Annotated in this window: 14 protein-coding genes and 1 pseudogene; 5 read left to right on the forward strand and 10 right to left on the reverse strand. The window is 73.4% G+C overall.

Features of this window, described 5'->3' with window-relative positions; all coding sequences use genetic code 11:
• Window positions 1–23: 23 nt before the first annotated feature.
• The 5 genes from N7925_RS01530 to N7925_RS01550 form a co-directional block, all read right to left on the reverse strand.
• Window positions 24–1142, reverse strand: coding sequence for an acyl-CoA dehydrogenase family protein (locus N7925_RS01530; RefSeq protein ID WP_274342770.1), 1119 nt, complete (start codon window positions 1140–1142; stop codon window positions 24–26).
• Window positions 1139–2332 carry an acyl-CoA dehydrogenase family protein gene (locus tag N7925_RS01535; protein WP_274342771.1) on the reverse strand — a complete coding sequence of 398 codons (1194 nt, stop codon included), beginning with the start codon at window positions 2330–2332 and terminating at the stop codon, window positions 1139–1141. Before N7925_RS01535 ends, N7925_RS01530 begins: the two co-directional genes overlap by 4 nt.
• Window positions 2329–3294 (reverse strand): NADPH:quinone oxidoreductase family protein, encoded by a 966-nt coding sequence (locus N7925_RS01540; protein ID WP_274342772.1) that lies wholly within the window; start codon window positions 3292–3294, stop codon window positions 2329–2331. Before N7925_RS01540 ends, N7925_RS01535 begins: the two co-directional genes overlap by 4 nt.
• A gap of 136 nt (window positions 3295–3430) precedes the next feature.
• Window positions 3431–4030: a helix-turn-helix domain-containing protein gene (locus tag N7925_RS01545; RefSeq protein WP_018955829.1), complete on the reverse strand. Its 600-nt coding sequence runs from the start codon at window positions 4028–4030 to the stop codon at window positions 3431–3433.
• 40 nt (window positions 4031–4070) lie between these two features.
• Window positions 4071–4805 carry a PIG-L deacetylase family protein gene (locus N7925_RS01550; RefSeq protein WP_274342773.1) on the reverse strand — a complete coding sequence of 245 codons (735 nt, stop codon included), beginning with the start codon at window positions 4803–4805 and terminating at the stop codon, window positions 4071–4073.
• Window positions 4806–5008: 203 nt separating this feature from the next.
• On the opposite strand from N7925_RS01550, the gene N7925_RS01555 reads away from it, so the two are divergent.
• Window positions 5009–5581 carry a rhodanese-like domain-containing protein gene (locus N7925_RS01555; RefSeq protein WP_274342774.1) on the forward strand — a complete coding sequence of 191 codons (573 nt, stop codon included), beginning with the start codon at window positions 5009–5011 and terminating at the stop codon, window positions 5579–5581.
• 61 nt (window positions 5582–5642) lie between these two features.
• On the opposite strand, the gene N7925_RS01560 is transcribed toward N7925_RS01555, so the two are convergent.
• Window positions 5643–6938, reverse strand: a complete 1296-nt coding sequence (locus tag N7925_RS01560; protein WP_265597678.1) for an alpha/beta fold hydrolase — start codon at window positions 6936–6938, stop codon at window positions 5643–5645.
• 151 nt (window positions 6939–7089) lie between these two features.
• Between N7925_RS01560 and N7925_RS01565 the strand changes: the two genes are divergently transcribed.
• Entirely contained in the window at window positions 7090–8253 is a 1164-nt protein-coding gene (locus N7925_RS01565; RefSeq protein ID WP_265597679.1) for an ABC transporter ATP-binding protein, read from the forward strand.
• Between the two features lie 248 nt (window positions 8254–8501).
• A pseudogene (locus N7925_RS01570) lies at window positions 8502–8654 on the forward strand (IS4 family transposase); the annotation flags it as partial.
• A 126-nt stretch (window positions 8655–8780) separates the two neighbouring features.
• Here N7925_RS01570 and N7925_RS01575 read toward each other — a convergent pair.
• Window positions 8781–9257, reverse strand: coding sequence for a hypothetical protein (locus N7925_RS01575; protein ID WP_265597680.1), 477 nt, complete (start codon window positions 9255–9257; stop codon window positions 8781–8783).
• A gap of 488 nt (window positions 9258–9745) precedes the next feature.
• On the opposite strand from N7925_RS01575, the gene N7925_RS01580 reads away from it, so the two are divergent.
• A complete protein-coding gene (locus tag N7925_RS01580) occupies window positions 9746–10138 on the forward strand; it encodes a hypothetical protein (RefSeq protein ID WP_265597681.1) in 393 nt (130 codons plus the stop codon).
• A 356-nt stretch (window positions 10139–10494) separates the two neighbouring features.
• On the opposite strand, the gene N7925_RS01585 is transcribed toward N7925_RS01580, so the two are convergent.
• The gene (locus N7925_RS01585) at window positions 10495–10794 is read right to left on the reverse strand and encodes a DUF2087 domain-containing protein (RefSeq protein WP_274342775.1); all 300 of its coding nucleotides are present in this window, start codon (window positions 10792–10794) and stop codon (window positions 10495–10497) included.
• Window positions 10795–11089: 295 nt separating this feature from the next.
• Between N7925_RS01585 and N7925_RS01590 the strand changes: the two genes are divergently transcribed.
• Window positions 11090–11995 (forward strand): nitroreductase/quinone reductase family protein, encoded by a 906-nt coding sequence (locus tag N7925_RS01590; RefSeq protein ID WP_274342776.1) that lies wholly within the window; start codon window positions 11090–11092, stop codon window positions 11993–11995.
• 13 nt (window positions 11996–12008) lie between these two features.
• On the opposite strand, the gene N7925_RS01595 is transcribed toward N7925_RS01590, so the two are convergent.
• Both N7925_RS01595 and N7925_RS01600 read right to left on the reverse strand, forming a co-directional pair.
• Window positions 12009–12959, reverse strand: coding sequence for an ABC transporter substrate-binding protein (locus N7925_RS01595; protein WP_274342777.1), 951 nt, complete (start codon window positions 12957–12959; stop codon window positions 12009–12011).
• Window positions 12956–13627, reverse strand: coding sequence for an ABC transporter permease (locus tag N7925_RS01600; protein WP_274342778.1), 672 nt, complete (start codon window positions 13625–13627; stop codon window positions 12956–12958). Before N7925_RS01600 ends, N7925_RS01595 begins: the two co-directional genes overlap by 4 nt.
• Window positions 13628–13634 lie beyond the last annotated feature (7 nt).

The following is a 13634-nucleotide window of genomic DNA, read 5'->3' on the forward strand; positions in this document are numbered from 1 at the left end:
CCGGGAGTGAGGACGTCCCTACTTCACGGAGCCGGGAGTAGCGTCAGCTCCGCGACGGTCTGCCGATGACGGCCCGCCGTGCCGTAGCCGATCGAGTCGGCCTTGGCGCGCTTCAGGTACAGGTGCGCGGGGTGTTCCCAGGTCATGCCGATCCCGCCGTGCAGTTGTACGCACTCCTCGGCGGCGTGGACCGCGACGCCGGAGCAGTACGCCTGGGCCACCGCGACGGCGAGCGGGGCGTCGGGGCTGCTGGAGGCGAGGGCGTCGGCGGCGTTGCGGGCGGCGGCGCGGGCCGAGACGACCTCCAGCCAGAGCTGCGCCATCCGGTGCTTGAGCGACTGGAACGAGCCCACGGGCCGGTTGAACTGATGGCGTTCCCGGGTGTACCGGACGGTCTCGGTCAGACACCACTCCGCGAGGCCGAGCTGTTCGGAGGCGAGCAGTCCGGCCCCGGCGAGCAGTCCGCGCCGTACGGCGGTGGCGCTCGCGTCCGCGTTCGCCAGCAGGGTCCCGGCGGCCCCGGTCAGGGTGACGGCGGCCAGCGGCCGGGTCAGGTCGAGCGGGACGAGCGGCTGCACGGCGACGCCGGGGCCGGCTGCCTCGACGGCGTACAGGCCCTCGGCGGTCGGCACCAGCAGGACATCGGCCGCCGCCGCGTCGGCGACGCCGCGTACCGTCCCGTCCAGGGAGGCGAGCGCCGGGTCCGCCCCGGCGGGCGAGGTCGCGAAGGGCACGGCGAGCACGGCCGTACGGGCGCCGGAGGCCAGCTCGCCCAGGAGCGCGGCGGCCGGACCGCCCTCGGCGCCCAGCGCGAGCAGGGTCTCGGTGGCCACGACGGAGCTGGTCAGATACGGGGCGGGGGCCACGGCCCGGCCGAGCTCCTCCAGGACCACGGCGGCCTCGCGGTGGGACGCGCCCTGGCCGCCGAGCTTCTCCGGCACGAGGAGTCCGGCCGCACCGATGCCGGTGGCGAGCGAGGACCACAGCCGCTGGTCGTACGGCGTGTCGGACTCGGTCGCCGCGATCACCTTCGGCGCGTCGGCCCGGTCGGCGAGGAGGGCGCGCACGGCGGCGCGCAGGTCCTCCTCGTCCCTGGAGTAGAGCAGGTCGGGGGTGGCGGGGGGCTGGGCGGGCGTGGTCATCGGCTCAGGTCCTTCCAGGCGACGTCCTTGTCGTTGCGGGGTTCGGAGGGCAGGCCGAGGACGCGCTCGGCCACGATGTTCAGCAGGACTTCGCTGGTGCCGCCCTCGATGGAGTTGCCCTTGGAGCGCAGATAGCGGTAGCCGGCGTCCCGTCCGGTGAAGTCGACGAACTCCGGGCGGCTCATGGTCCAGTCGCCGTACAACAGGCCTTCGTCGCCGAGCAGTTCGACTTCCAGGCCGCTGATCTCCTGGTTGAGCCGGGCGAAGGCGAGCTTCATTCCCGAGCCCTCGGGGCCCGGCTGTCCGGCGACGAGCTGCTGGCGCAGCCGCTCGCCGGTGAGCCGGGCTACCTCGGCCTCCACCCAGAGGGTCAGCAGGCGCTGGTGGGTGTCGGGGGTGCGCAGCTCGGGGCGCTCGCGCCAGGTCCTGGCGACCGGGCCGATCATGCCGCCCTCGCGGGGGATGCGGGAGCCGCCGATGGAGACGCGCTCGTTCATCAGGGTCGTCTGGGCGACCTTCCAGCCCTCTCCGACGGGGCCGAGGCGGTGGCTGTCGGGGATGCGTACGCCGGTGAGGAAGACCTCGTTGAACTCGGCCTCGCCGGTGATCTGGCGCAGCGGCCGCACCTCGACGCCGGGGTCGGTCATGTCGCAGATGAAGTAGCTGATGCCCCGGTGCTTGGGCAGGTCCGGGTCGGTGCGGGCGATGAGGATCGCCCAGCGGGCCAGGTGGGCGCTGGACGTCCAGACCTTCTGGCCGTCGACGGTCCAGTCGCCGGCCCCGTCCTGGACTGCGCGGGTGGCCAGGGCCGCGAGGTCGGATCCGGCACCGGGTTCGCTGAACAGCTGGCACCAGACCTCCTCCCCCACCCACAGCGGGCGCAGGAAGCGGCGCTTCTGCTCGTCGGTGCCGAAGCCGAGGATGGTGGGCGCGGCCATGCCGAGGCCGATGCCGATGCGGCGCGGGTCGTTGTCGGGCGCGTCGGCGGCGGCGAGTTCGGCGTCGACGGCCTGCTGGAGGGAGCGGGGCGCGTCGAGTCCGCCGAGGCCCGCCGGGTAGTGGACCCAGGCCAGGCCTGCGTCGAAGCGGGCCCTCAGGAAGTCGGTGCGGTCGGTGGTGGCGGGCGGGTGCGCGGCGAGCAGCTCGCGGGTGCGGCGGCGGACCTCGGCGGCGTCGACAGCGGGGCTCATCGGGCGCCTCCCGGCAGGACGACGATGCGGCCGGTGCTGGTGCCGTCGGCGACGCGCTGTACGGCGCCGGCCGCCCCGGCCATCGCGACGCGCTCGCTGACCAGGGGTTTGACGATGCCCTGCTCGGCGAGGGTGGTCAGCTCGTCGTGGCAGGCGCGGACGGCGGCCGGGTCCTTGGTGTTGTACAGGCCCCAGTGCAGCCCGACGACGGAGTAGTTCTTCACCAGGGCGTGGTTGAGGCCCGGTGCGGGGATGACGCCGCTGGCGAAGCCGACGACGAGGATGCGGCCCTCGAAGGCGACGCACTTGGCGGACTTGGCGTACGCGTCGCCGCCGACCGGGTCGTAGACGACGTCCGCGCCGCGCCCGCCGGTGGCTTCCTTCACGGCGGCGACGATGTCCTCGCTCCGCCGGTCGATGACCAGGTCGCAGCCGAGCTCGCGGGCGACGGCCGCCTTCTCCGGGCCGCCGACGACGCCGATGACCTTCGCGCCGGCCGCCCTGCCGAGCTGGACGGCGGCGCTGCCGACACCTCCGGCCGCCGCGTGGACGAGGAGGGTCTCACCGGGCTGGAGGCGGGCGCGGCGGTGCAGGCCGAACCAGCCGGTCTGGTAGCCGATGTGCAGGGCGGCCGCCTCGGCGTCGTCCAGCGAGTCGGGGGCGGGCAGCAGGGCCGCCTCGTCCGCGACCACGTAGTCGGCGAAGCCGCCGTGGGGCAGGGCGGGGGTGGCGAGGACCCGCCGCCCGTCCTCGGTGGTACCGCACACCTCGACGCCCGGGGTGAACGGCAGCGGCGGCCGCACCTGGTACTGGCCCCGGCAGAGCAGGGCGTCGGGGAAGTTGACGTTCGCCGCGCGGACCTCGACGAGCACCTGCCCGTCGCCGGGCGTGGGCCGGTCCGTCTCCTCCAGCCGCATCACCTCGCCCGGCTCGCCGTTCCGGTGCACTCGCCATGCCTGCATGAGGGGCCTCCACAACACTGTCGGCATCAACCGCCGGAGCGGTCGGCATTACCACTGCTGCGCCGCATACTAAGCGGTCGCTTGCCGATCTGGGAACACCTCGGGCCAGCCCCCGGCTTCGGGCCCGCCCCGGGCTTCAGGCGCGCTTCGGCTTCGCCCGCACGTGCATGCGCTCGCCCTGCGGACCGAAGAGGCTGAGGAACTCCACCGTCGCGTCCTCGGCCGGGCCGAACCAGTGCGGCAGCCGGGTGTCGAACTCGGCGGCCTCGCCCGGCTCCAGCACCAGATCGTGTTCGGCGAGCAGCAGCCGCAGCTTCCCGGAGAGCACGAACAGCCACTCGTACCCCTCGTGCGTGCGCTGTTCCGGCGGGCCGCCGCTGCCGGGCTCCTGGATCAGCTTGTACGCCTGGAGACCGCCCGGCCGGGCGGTCAGCGGCAGCATGGTCCGGCCGTGCTGAACGATCGGCTTGGCCCGCACGCGCGGATCGCCGACCGGTGCGGCGCCCACCAGATCGTCGAGCGGCACCTCGTGGGCGCGGGCGATCGGCAGCATCAGTTCGAGGCTGGGGCGACGGCCGCCGGACTCCAGCCGGGAGAGCGTGGAGACGGATATGCCGGTGGCGGCCGAGAGCGCGGCGAGGGTGACCCCGCGGTCCTTGCGCAGCCGGCGCAGGCGGGGGCCGACGCCGGAGAGGACGGATTCCAGTTCCGGGTCGTCCCGGTCGTGTTCCTTCATCCGGCCATTGCAGGATCGGCAAGCCGGTTTGTCAATACGGTCAGTGCGCGAAGACCTCGAAGGTGACCGCGGGCCGGCCGCCGAACCGCTCGGCCGCGTCCTTGGCCATGCCCTCCAGGAAGGTCCGGCAGTAGCGCTCCGGGTCCTCCTGGGTCAGCGCCTCGATGTAGGTGCGGTGCTCCAGCAGCGACCGGACCGAGCGTTCGAGACCGGCCGTCGCGTCGACCGCGTGGGTGGGCCGGTCGGTACCCGCCACGGCCGTCCAGCGCACCCCGCCCCACGGCTGGAGTCCACGCTCGCCGAGTTCCGGGAAGATCCAGCGGTTGCCCGCGTCGGCGACGGCGTCCAGTGCGGCGCGCCCGACCGCGCGGTGGTCGGGGGTGTTCCAGGCGACCCCGCCCCAGGTGTCCCGGTGGTTGAGGGTGACCACCAGTTCGGGGCGGTGACGGCGGATGGCCGCGGCGATGTCGCGGCGCAGCTCGATGCCGTACTCGATCACACCGTCGCGGTGGTCCAGGAACTCCACGGTCCGCACGCCGACGACGGCGGCGCTCGCCCGCTGCTCCCGCTCACGCACCGGCGCGCACTCCTCGGGCGGCAGCGTGTCGATCCCGGCCTCGCCGCGGCTGGCGAGGAGGTAGACGACCTCACGGCCGCCGTCGGTCCACTCCGCCACGGCGGCGGCCGCTCCGTACTCCAGGTCGTCGGGGTGGGCGACCACGGCCAGGGCGCGCTGCCAGTCGACGGGCATGGGTTCGAGTCGCTGCGACGTCATACGGGCAGGCTATCCACGTACCGTCGTCATACGGGCAGGCTACCCACGTACCGTCGGCACGGCAGGCTTCCCGGCTGCGGGGCCGGGCGTGCGAGGCTGGAGTCCGGTGACGGTCACCGCGAACACCGCCGCCCGGCCCGTCCGGGCGGGGTGCGGGGGCACCCCCGCACCCCGCCGCTCCGGCGAACGAAAGGAACCCGCTCGTGCCCAGCCCCGCATCCCTCTCCCCCGCCCAGGCCGCAGCCCGTCTGGAGGAGTTCACCGTCATCGACGTGCGGGCTCCGGGCGAGTACGCCGCCGGGCACGTCCCCGGCGCCCTGAACATCCCGCTCGACAAGCTCCCGGACGCGCTGCCCGCGCTCAAGTCCGCCTCCGCGCGCGGTTCGCTGCTGGTGGTGTGCGCTTCCGGGGTCCGCTCCACGCGGGCCTGCGAGATCCTCGCGGGAGCGGACATCGAGGCCGTGACGCTGAGCGGCGGCACGTCGGCCTGGGAGGGCGACGGGCGCGGCCTGGACCGCCCCGAGGGCGCGCGCACCACCTGGCCCATGGAGCGTCAGGTGCGGCTCGCGGCGGGCTCGCTGGTGGTGGCGGGGCTGGTGGCGGGCATCCGCTTCCCGGCGGCGCGCTGGCTGTCCGCGGGCGTGGGCACGGGCCTGGTGTACTCGGCGCTCAGCAACACCTGCGGGATGGCCACGGTCCTCTCGAAGCTCCCGCACAACCGGGCCCCGCGCGCCGCCGGCGACCTGGACGCCACGCTGGAGGAGCTCCAGCGCTGACCCGGCGGGGCCGGCCGGTCCACGACCGGCCCCGGGGCGGGCGCGCGGGGCTCGGGGCCGGTCAGGCCTCGTCGCGGACCAGCGCCAGCAGTCGGTCCAGGACGCGGGGGCCGCCCGCGCGCACGCCGTCGTGCTCGTACTCGTCCGTCACCCAGGTCCGCAGCCCCCGGATCGCCGCCGCCGTGCGCAGCGCGTCCCCGGTGTCGACGTACATGTCGTCGTGGTAGACGGCCGCCGCGACCGGGATCTCGTTGGCGGCGAGCCGCTCGGGGTCGTACAGCACGGGCCAGTCGGTGCGCTGCGCGAGGAGTTCGGCGGTCTCGCGCAGCGGGCGCAGGGCCGGGTCGACGTCGAAGTGCCAGGGGTGGATGGTCTCGCCGGTGAAGAGGACCGGGCCGTCGCCCGCCAGCGCCCTCGCCGCGTCGAACTGCGGGAACTCGGCCCGGACCCGCTCGGCGGCCCAGGCGGTGGGGCGCTCGCCCTGCCCGTAGATGGCCTCGTGGAGCAGGGCGTACAGCGGGTGCCCGGCAAAGGAGGCGGCCGTGCGCATGGCTTCCTGGAAGGCGTCGGAGAGTTCGGTGCCGCCCGGGGTGCGGACGAACGCGTTCTCCAGCAGGTAGTGGAGCTGGTGGCTGCCGCTGCCCGAGCCGAGCATGATGCCGAGCGACTGGAAGCCTTCGGGGGTGAGCCGGTGTCCGGCGCTCTCGGGCCGGTGCTCGGCGAGGTACCCGGCGATCGCGCGGGCGCGCTCGACGTCCTGGGGATAGCGGGCGTAGTGGGCGGCGACCTTGCGTTCGATACGGGGGTACGCGGCCCGGTAGACGTCGTCCGCGTGCGCGTCCAGCGAGGGCAGTCCGCCGGTGATCAGGACCGCCTTCAGCCCCTCCGGGGCGGCGGAGAGGTAGCGGACGGCGCAGAAGCCGCCGAAGGACTGGCCGAGGACCGTCCAGGGTGCTCCGCCGGTGAGCTGCGGCCGGATCAGCTCGCAGTCGCGGACGATGGAGTCGGAGCGGAAGTGGGCGAGGTAGTCGGCCTGTTCGCGCGGGCCGCCGCGCAGCGGGAGGGTCTGCCGGTTGGCCGGGGTGGACAGTCCGGTGCCGCGCTGGTCGAGGAGGAACACCCGGAACTCGCGCAGGGCGCGGCCGAGCCAGGCCTCCGTGCCGACGAACCGGCGCGCGCCGAAGCCGGGGCCGCCCTCCAGATAGACCAGCCAGGGCAGTTCCTCGCCGGCCCGGGAGGTGGCGACCGCTTCCCGGCCGTAGACCTCGATCTGCTCGCCGCCGGGGTCGCCGTGGTCCAGGGGCACGGTGAAACGCCGGTCGGTGAGGGTGACGCCGGGCTGCCGGTAACTGATCACGGGAACTCCTGAATCCGGGGTGCGGACTGATCCGGGCGAAAGGGCCAGTTCAGCACAGGGCCGCACCGGTCCGGGGAGGGGCCCTCGGGGGGATGCCCCGGACGGTCCCGGCCCGTGTGCGCGGCGGCCGGGGGGCTCCTAGCGTTCAGGCATGATCCGGTTCGAGCAGGTCGGCAAGGTCTATCCGGACGGGACGACGGCGGTCGACGGGCTGTCCTTCGAGGTGGCGGAGGGCGAGCTGGTGACCCTGGTGGGACCGTCCGGCTGCGGCAAGACGACCACGATGATGATGGTGAACCGGCTGATCGAGCCGACCTCGGGCCGGATCCTGGTGGCCGGCGAGGACATCGCCGGGATCGACCCGGTGAAGCTGCGCCGCCGGATCGGCTATGTGATCCAGCAGGTGGGCCTCTTCCCGCACCGGACCGTCCTGGACAACACCGCGACCGTTCCGGCGCTGATCGGCTGGAAGCGCGCACGGGCCCGGGAGCGGGCGGCGGAGCTGCTGGACCTGGTGGGCCTGGACCCGGGGACGTACGGCTCGCGCTATCCGGCGCAGCTCTCCGGCGGGCAGCGCCAGCGGGTGGGCGTGGCGCGGGCGCTCGCGGCGGATCCGCCGGTGCTGCTGATGGACGAGCCGTTCGGCGCGGTGGACCCGGTGGTGCGGGAGCGGCTGCGACACGAGTTTCTGGCGCTCCAGCAGCGGGTGCGCAAGACGGTGCTGCTGGTGACGCACGACATCGAGGAGGCGGTGCGGATGGGCGACCGGATCGCGGTGTACGGGGAGGGGCGCATCGAGCAGTTCGACACCCCGGCCGCCGTGCTCGGCACCCCGGCCACCCCGTACGTGGCCCGGTTCGTGGGTTCCGACCGGGGGCTGAAGCGGCTGTCGGTCACGGCGATCGAGCCGAAGGACCTGGAGGAGCCGCCGGTGGCCCGGCTGGCGGAGCACGCTGGGACGGCGGCGGCCCGGCTGGCGGCCGCGGGGGCCCGCTGGGCGGTGGTCCTGAACGGCGCGGGCGAGCTGCACGGCTGGGTGGCGGCGGACGCGCTGCGGTCGGCCGGGGAGGAGGAGACGGTGGGCGGTCTGGCCCGCCGGATGGACGCGTGGGTGCCGGTGGGCGCCCCGCTGAAGCAGGCGTTCAGCGAGATGCTCCAGCACGACGCGGGGTGGGTGGCGGTGCTGGACGGGGCACGGTTCCTCGGAGTGCTGACCCCCGCCAAGCTGCACGAGGCGCTGCGCCGGTCGGTGGACGCCGACGCGCAGGGGGTGGGCCGTGAGGAGGTGGAGTTCGATTCCGTGGCGGACGCGTAGGGGTGGGGCGCCCCGGCACCCCGGCAAATGAGAGTCTGCCGCGCCTCCACCCCATCCATGCGGGTGCCGGACAGGGGAGCCGATTGCCCTTTCGGAGACAGCCGGTAGAGATCGCCCAGCAACCCTCGGCATGCCACCCGGCAGTGCCGGGCCGTAGCGCGACAGCGCTGCCGCCGCTGGCCCGCTGCCATGACGGGCCATGACGGGCCATGACGGCTCGACCCTGACCTGGATCGCCCCCTCTGACCGTGCGTGTCATCGAGGCCGAGATCAGTATCCGCACCGCTCAGGGCACCCGCACCGGCCGATACCGGCTGCTGACCACGCTCACCGACCCTGCCGCCCACCCGGCCGCCGAACTCGTCCGGCTCCACCACGAACGCTGGGAGATCGAGACTGCCTACGCGGAGCTGAAGTCCACGATCCTGGGCCGACACGTCCTGCGGGCCCGCACCCCGGACCCCGACCTGACTGAACGGCGTTGCCGCGAGAACCAAACAACGGATGGGGGCCGTCGTCATGCGCGCCTACAGGTCGAGGACCGCCCACAGCCGGCGCCCGTCCTCCGCCGTATCCGTCCCGCACGACACCGCGCCCAGCCCGGTCAGCTCCGCCAGCACCGTGTCGTCGGCGACCGCGAGCCCCGGCTGGTGCGACAGGGCGACGATCAGCGCCTGCCGGTTCTGATCCGCGAGGTGTACGGACACGCGCCGGCCACCGTCCGCGACCGCGGTCCGCACCAGCAGTTCCGTCAGCGCGACCGCAGCTTGGTCGGCTTCGCGGTACCCCCACTCGTGCAACTGGCCCAGCACGAAGCCCGAAGCCTTCCGCGGGGACCAGACGGCCGCCTCCAGCGACCAGTTCGCCGACCGCCGGTTCCGTACCTGCATCCTGGCCCGGGCCGTCCCCGCCAGGTTCGTCTCCGGGCGCGGCGGGGACACCGGGCGCTTCGGTGGTGGCGGGGTCTTCGGCGGGTAGTCCGGAGTGTGCTCAACGGCGGCCACAGCAGCCTCCCAGCTCGACGATAACCCTCATCGTAGGGCGGGTGCGTCTACCAGCAGGCGGGAACGGGTCAGCCAGCGAGTGGACCCGACAGCCGCCCCCGACCGTCCGCTACCCCTGTCGGCTTCAGGGCCAGGCGCCGCAGGCGCCCCCGGGGCCCGACGGGTCTCCGGCGTCGTATGCGGTGTGGGAGGTGCTGCAGCACCGATGGAGGGTGATGTTCGTGTCCTCCCGTACACCGAGCGTCGGGCGCTCCTCGTGGACCTGTTGTCCGTGGTCGGCCGTCCGATCCAGGCATCTGAGCGCTACCATCACGGGTCGCGCCACGTCCAGGACCAGCTCACCGCCTAAGGGCTGTCCCATGCCCGGTGTGCGCCGGCGCCTCCACCTGGACAGTGATCGTAGCCGACCAGGCTCCCGCCTCGGATACCGTGTTCCTTTACGGGGTGCCATAACGGATGTGACGCCCTCTACCGGAGGTAGTCAGCGTATGAGTTCAAAGCGCAGCAAGAATCCAGCCCTGCCCGTACTTGACGACGCGTTTCGACTCGCGTCGGTCAAGGAGGCCGAAGAGTCCACCCGTGACCTGGCCGCGCGGCTGGCCACCACCGAGCTGCGCCGCGTTTCCCACCCGGGCCGGGTCACCTGGGAGCCCACCGAGCAGGCCGAGCCCGTACCGGTCCCGCCGACTGTGGTCGACGGTGACGGGGACCTGTGGCTGCGGGACCGGGGCACTGGCACCTGGACCATGCCCGAGTTCAACCCGAAGGAGTTCCCGGCCCGCTGTGGCGAGGTTCTGACGTGGAACGAGCTTGCCTGCGAGTTCGGCCCGCTGACCGCACTGGCCGACGACCGCCGCATCGGCGGCGGCCGCCGGCGCTGACCGCGCCGCCTTCCGGGACGACCACGCCCCTGCAGCGCCCGCTACGGGCAGCTGGGAGCTTCAGCTCACCGCCGAGCTCGACGATGGCGGCGAGCAGATGAGCGCGTTATCTGCCGCTCCGCCTTCGCGCGGACGAGCGGGTCCGTCTCCTGCCCTCCGGCCCGTGCCCACTGGTGCTCGTCCGGGGCCCGAGATGCCTCGGGCCCCGGACGCGGGGCGCCTTCTCGGCTGGTCCGGGACTGGGTGAGCAGCCGGTGACGGGGCGCTCGCGGCCGGTGGCGTTCCGCCCGCACCACCCTCAACTGACCCGGTTATCGGCCCGGCCCCCGACACCCTCAACTGGCCCGGTTGACCGGTCAGCGTCCGCGACGGTAGCTGCTGCCGTCCCGGGGCCGGACCAGCAGCCCCGCCACGACGAGATAGCGACGCAGGGCGGAGCAGTCCTCGTGGACGGTGAGGAGCGCCTCGTTCACCTCGCGCTCCGTGTACGAGCGCTCCCGCTCGAACAGCGTGTCGGCGAGGTGCACGAGCAGCTGCTCCCGGCGGGCCTCCCTGCGCGGGATAGCGACCAGGCGGCCGTGCGAGAAGAGTGCGTCGACCCGGTGGGTGCGAGGGGTCTGCGACGGTGGCGTGAGGATCTCTTGTTCAGCGGGCATGGCCGGAAGCGTCGCAGCCGTCCGGGAGACGGGCAACGCCTTTTCGGCGCTGCCCGTCCTCGCGTTGACAGACCCGCACCGCCCGGGTTGTGATGTGTACGTGCAGCGTGACGTCGGCCAAAAAGATCTGGGCCGGCCGGCGGTCAAGCCAGCACCTTCTTCCCAGGGATGACGCCGTGAGTCCACTCATCGCCCCCTGCCTCTGAGCACCTCAGCCTCCGAACGCTTCGCCGCGGGCACTCCGCGACGCCGGGCCTTCGCCGCCCGCTTTCCTTCCGGGAGACCCAGAACCTCCATGTCCCCTGCCTTCCAGCAGTCCGTCATCACCGAGTTCCGCGCCAACGCCGGGAAGGTCGGCGGCCCCTTCGAGGGTGCCGACCTCCTGCTGCTCACCACCACCGGAGCCCGCTCCGGGAAGCCGCACACCACACCACTGGGATACGTACGCGACGGCCGACGGCTGCTCGTCGTCGGCTCCAACCTCGGCGCACCGCTCCACCCCGACTGGTACCGCAATCTCCTCGCCCGTCCCACCGTGCGGGTCGAGTTGGGGGACGAGGAGTTCGACTCCCTCGCCGTACCGGCCGAAGGGGCGCGGCGCGACGAACTCTTCGCCCGGGTCGTCGCCGCGGCGCCCGGGTACGCGGACTACCAGGACGCGACGGACCGGCTGCTGCCGGTCGTGGTCCTGGAACGGCCCGAGCCCGACGCGACGGCCCCCGCGATCACCTCGCTCGCCGACAAGCTGGTGGAGGTGCACACCTGGCTGCGCGGCCAGCTGCGCCACGTGCACGACGAGACGGAGGCGTACTTCGCCGCGCGGGCCGCCCACCCGGGCGGGGGCGAGGCGCCCGCGCCCGGTCTCGGGCTCCAGATCCGGCAGCGCTGTCTGGCGTTCTGCCAGGCACTGGAGTTCCACCACACGGCCGAGGACGGCCACATGTTCCCGACGATGGAGGGCTACTACCCCCAGCTGGGGCACGTCTTCGACCGGCTGCGGGAGGAGCACCGGAGCATCGGGTCCGTCCAGTCGGCGCTCGCGGCCCTGCTGGCCGACGTCGCCGTCGCGGAGCCGGAGCGCTTCCGCGCCGAACTGGCCCGGATGACCGAGGAGCTGACCGCCCACCTCGACTACGAGGAGGAGCACATCCTGCCCCTGCTGGCCGGAGTGCCCTGGCCCCCGGCACCGCCCGCCTCCTGAGCTGCCGGGCGGTTCAGTCCTGCGGGAGGAGCTTCCTCGACTCCAGGTAGGTGCGCGCGACGTCCTCGGGCAACCTGCGCCAACTGTCGACCTGCTCGTTCATCGAGGCCAGGTCGGCGGTGGTCAGCACGGTGTTGAGCCGGTCGAGGGCGTCGCGCACCCCGGTGCTCCCGGCGCGTGCGCGGTTGACAACGGGGACGACGTAGTCGGCGTTCTGGAGGTTCTTGTCGTCCTCCAGCAGGACGAGACCGAACTGGTCCAGGGTGGCGTCGGTCGTGGTGGTCAGGACCATCTGGTCCTGGCCGCTCTGCACCGCCTGCTTGGCCTGCGTGGTGCCGACGCCCTTCGGGTCGACGGCGACGACGTCGATGCCGTAGGTCCTGCGCAGGCCGGGGGCGCAGTAGGGCCGCTGGACGCATTCGTCGCCCGCCGCCAGCCGTACGGGCAGCTTCGCGGCGCCCACGTCGCTGAGGGTCTTCAGTCCGTGTTCCTTCGCGTACGCGGCGGTGACGGCGAAGGCGTTCTGGTCGACGGCCCGGCCGGGGTCGAGCACGGTGAGTCCGCGCGGGGCGGCGAGCGAGCGCAGCTCCTTCATGGTGGTGGCGAGGTCGGGCGATCCGACCGGGGGCGCGTCGGCCCCGTTGGCCTTGGCGTTCAGCCAGTCGGCGAAAGTCGCCGCGTACTCCGCCACCACGTCGATCTGGCCGTTCTCCAGGGCCGGTTCGTAGATCTCGCGATTGGTCACGGAGATGATGTCGGCGGAGTACCCGGCGTGCTCCAGGAGCAGCGCGTACAGCTGGGCCAGTAGGTCGCTCTCGGTGAAGCCGGCCGATCCGACGGTGAGGTGCTTGCTGTCGCCGGGCGGTGCGGTGACCTCGCCCTGGCTCTCCAGCGCCGGGCCGGCGGTGCAGGCGGTGGAGGCGAGGAGGACCAGCGCGGCCAGGGCGCGGCGGGCGCGGCTCACGCGGCCTCCCGGTCGCGCCGGGGGGCGAGACGCTGCCCCGCCTCGAAGAGGCTCTCGACGAGGAGGGCGAAGGCGGCCACCAGGATCGCCCCGGCCACCACCTGCGGGGTGGAGGCGAGGTTGAAGCCCGCGGTGATGATGCGGCCCAGTCCCCCGCCGCCGGCCAGCGCCGCGATGGTGGCGGTGGCCACCAGCTGGACGGCGGCGATCCGCACGCCGGTGAGGATCAGCGGGAGGGCGAGCGGCAGCTCCACACCCAGCAGCAGCTGGCGGCCGGTCATGCCCATGCCCCGGGCGGCCCGGACGACGTCCTGGTCGACCTCGCGCATCCCGACGTAGGCGTTGGTGAGGAGCGGCGGCACGGCGAAGAGCACGAGCGCGATGACCGTCGACCACTGCCCGTGCGTCCCGAGGGGGGTGAGCAGCAGCAGGACCAGTACGGCGAAGGTGGGCACGGCCCGGCCGACGTTGGAGAGGTTGACGGCGAGCGCGCCGCCCTTGCCGAGGTGGCCCAGGACGAGGGCGACGGGGAGCGCGATCAGGCAGCTGATGAGCAGACAGACGACGGTCAGGTAGAGGTGTTCGCCGAGCCGGTTCCAGACGCCGTCGGGGCCGGACCAGTGGGCGGCGGCGGTGAGCCAGGACCACGTGTCGGAGAGGGTGTTCACCTCCGCA

The sequence above is a fragment of the Streptomyces sp. CA-278952 genome (assembly GCF_028747205.1).
Taxonomy (GTDB): Bacteria; Actinomycetota; Actinomycetes; order Streptomycetales; family Streptomycetaceae; genus Streptomyces.

Bases quoted from the DNA above. Each gene is read 5' to 3' on its own strand.
- N7925_RS01530 (WP_274342770.1), bottom strand. From the start codon at position 1,142: ATGACCACGCCCGCCCAGCCCCCCGCCACCCCCGACCTGCTCTACTCC.
- N7925_RS01565 (WP_265597679.1), top strand. From the start codon at position 7,090: ATGATCCGGTTCGAGCAGGTCGGCAAGGTCTATCCGGACGGGACGACG.
- N7925_RS01590 (WP_274342776.1), top strand. From the start codon at position 11,090: ATGTCCCCTGCCTTCCAGCAGTCCGTCATCACCGAGTTCCGCGCCAAC.
- N7925_RS01545 (WP_018955829.1), bottom strand. From the start codon at position 4,030: ATGAAGGAACACGACCGGGACGACCCGGAACTGGAATCCGTCCTCTCC.
- N7925_RS01535 (WP_274342771.1), bottom strand. From the start codon at position 2,332: ATGAGCCCCGCTGTCGACGCCGCCGAGGTCCGCCGCCGCACCCGCGAG.
- N7925_RS01550 (WP_274342773.1), bottom strand. From the start codon at position 4,805: ATGACGTCGCAGCGACTCGAACCCATGCCCGTCGACTGGCAGCGCGCC.
- N7925_RS01585 (WP_274342775.1), bottom strand. From the start codon at position 10,794: ATGCCCGCTGAACAAGAGATCCTCACGCCACCGTCGCAGACCCCTCGC.
- N7925_RS01580 (WP_265597681.1), top strand. From the start codon at position 9,746: ATGAGTTCAAAGCGCAGCAAGAATCCAGCCCTGCCCGTACTTGACGAC.
- N7925_RS01540 (WP_274342772.1), bottom strand. From the start codon at position 3,294: ATGCAGGCATGGCGAGTGCACCGGAACGGCGAGCCGGGCGAGGTGATG.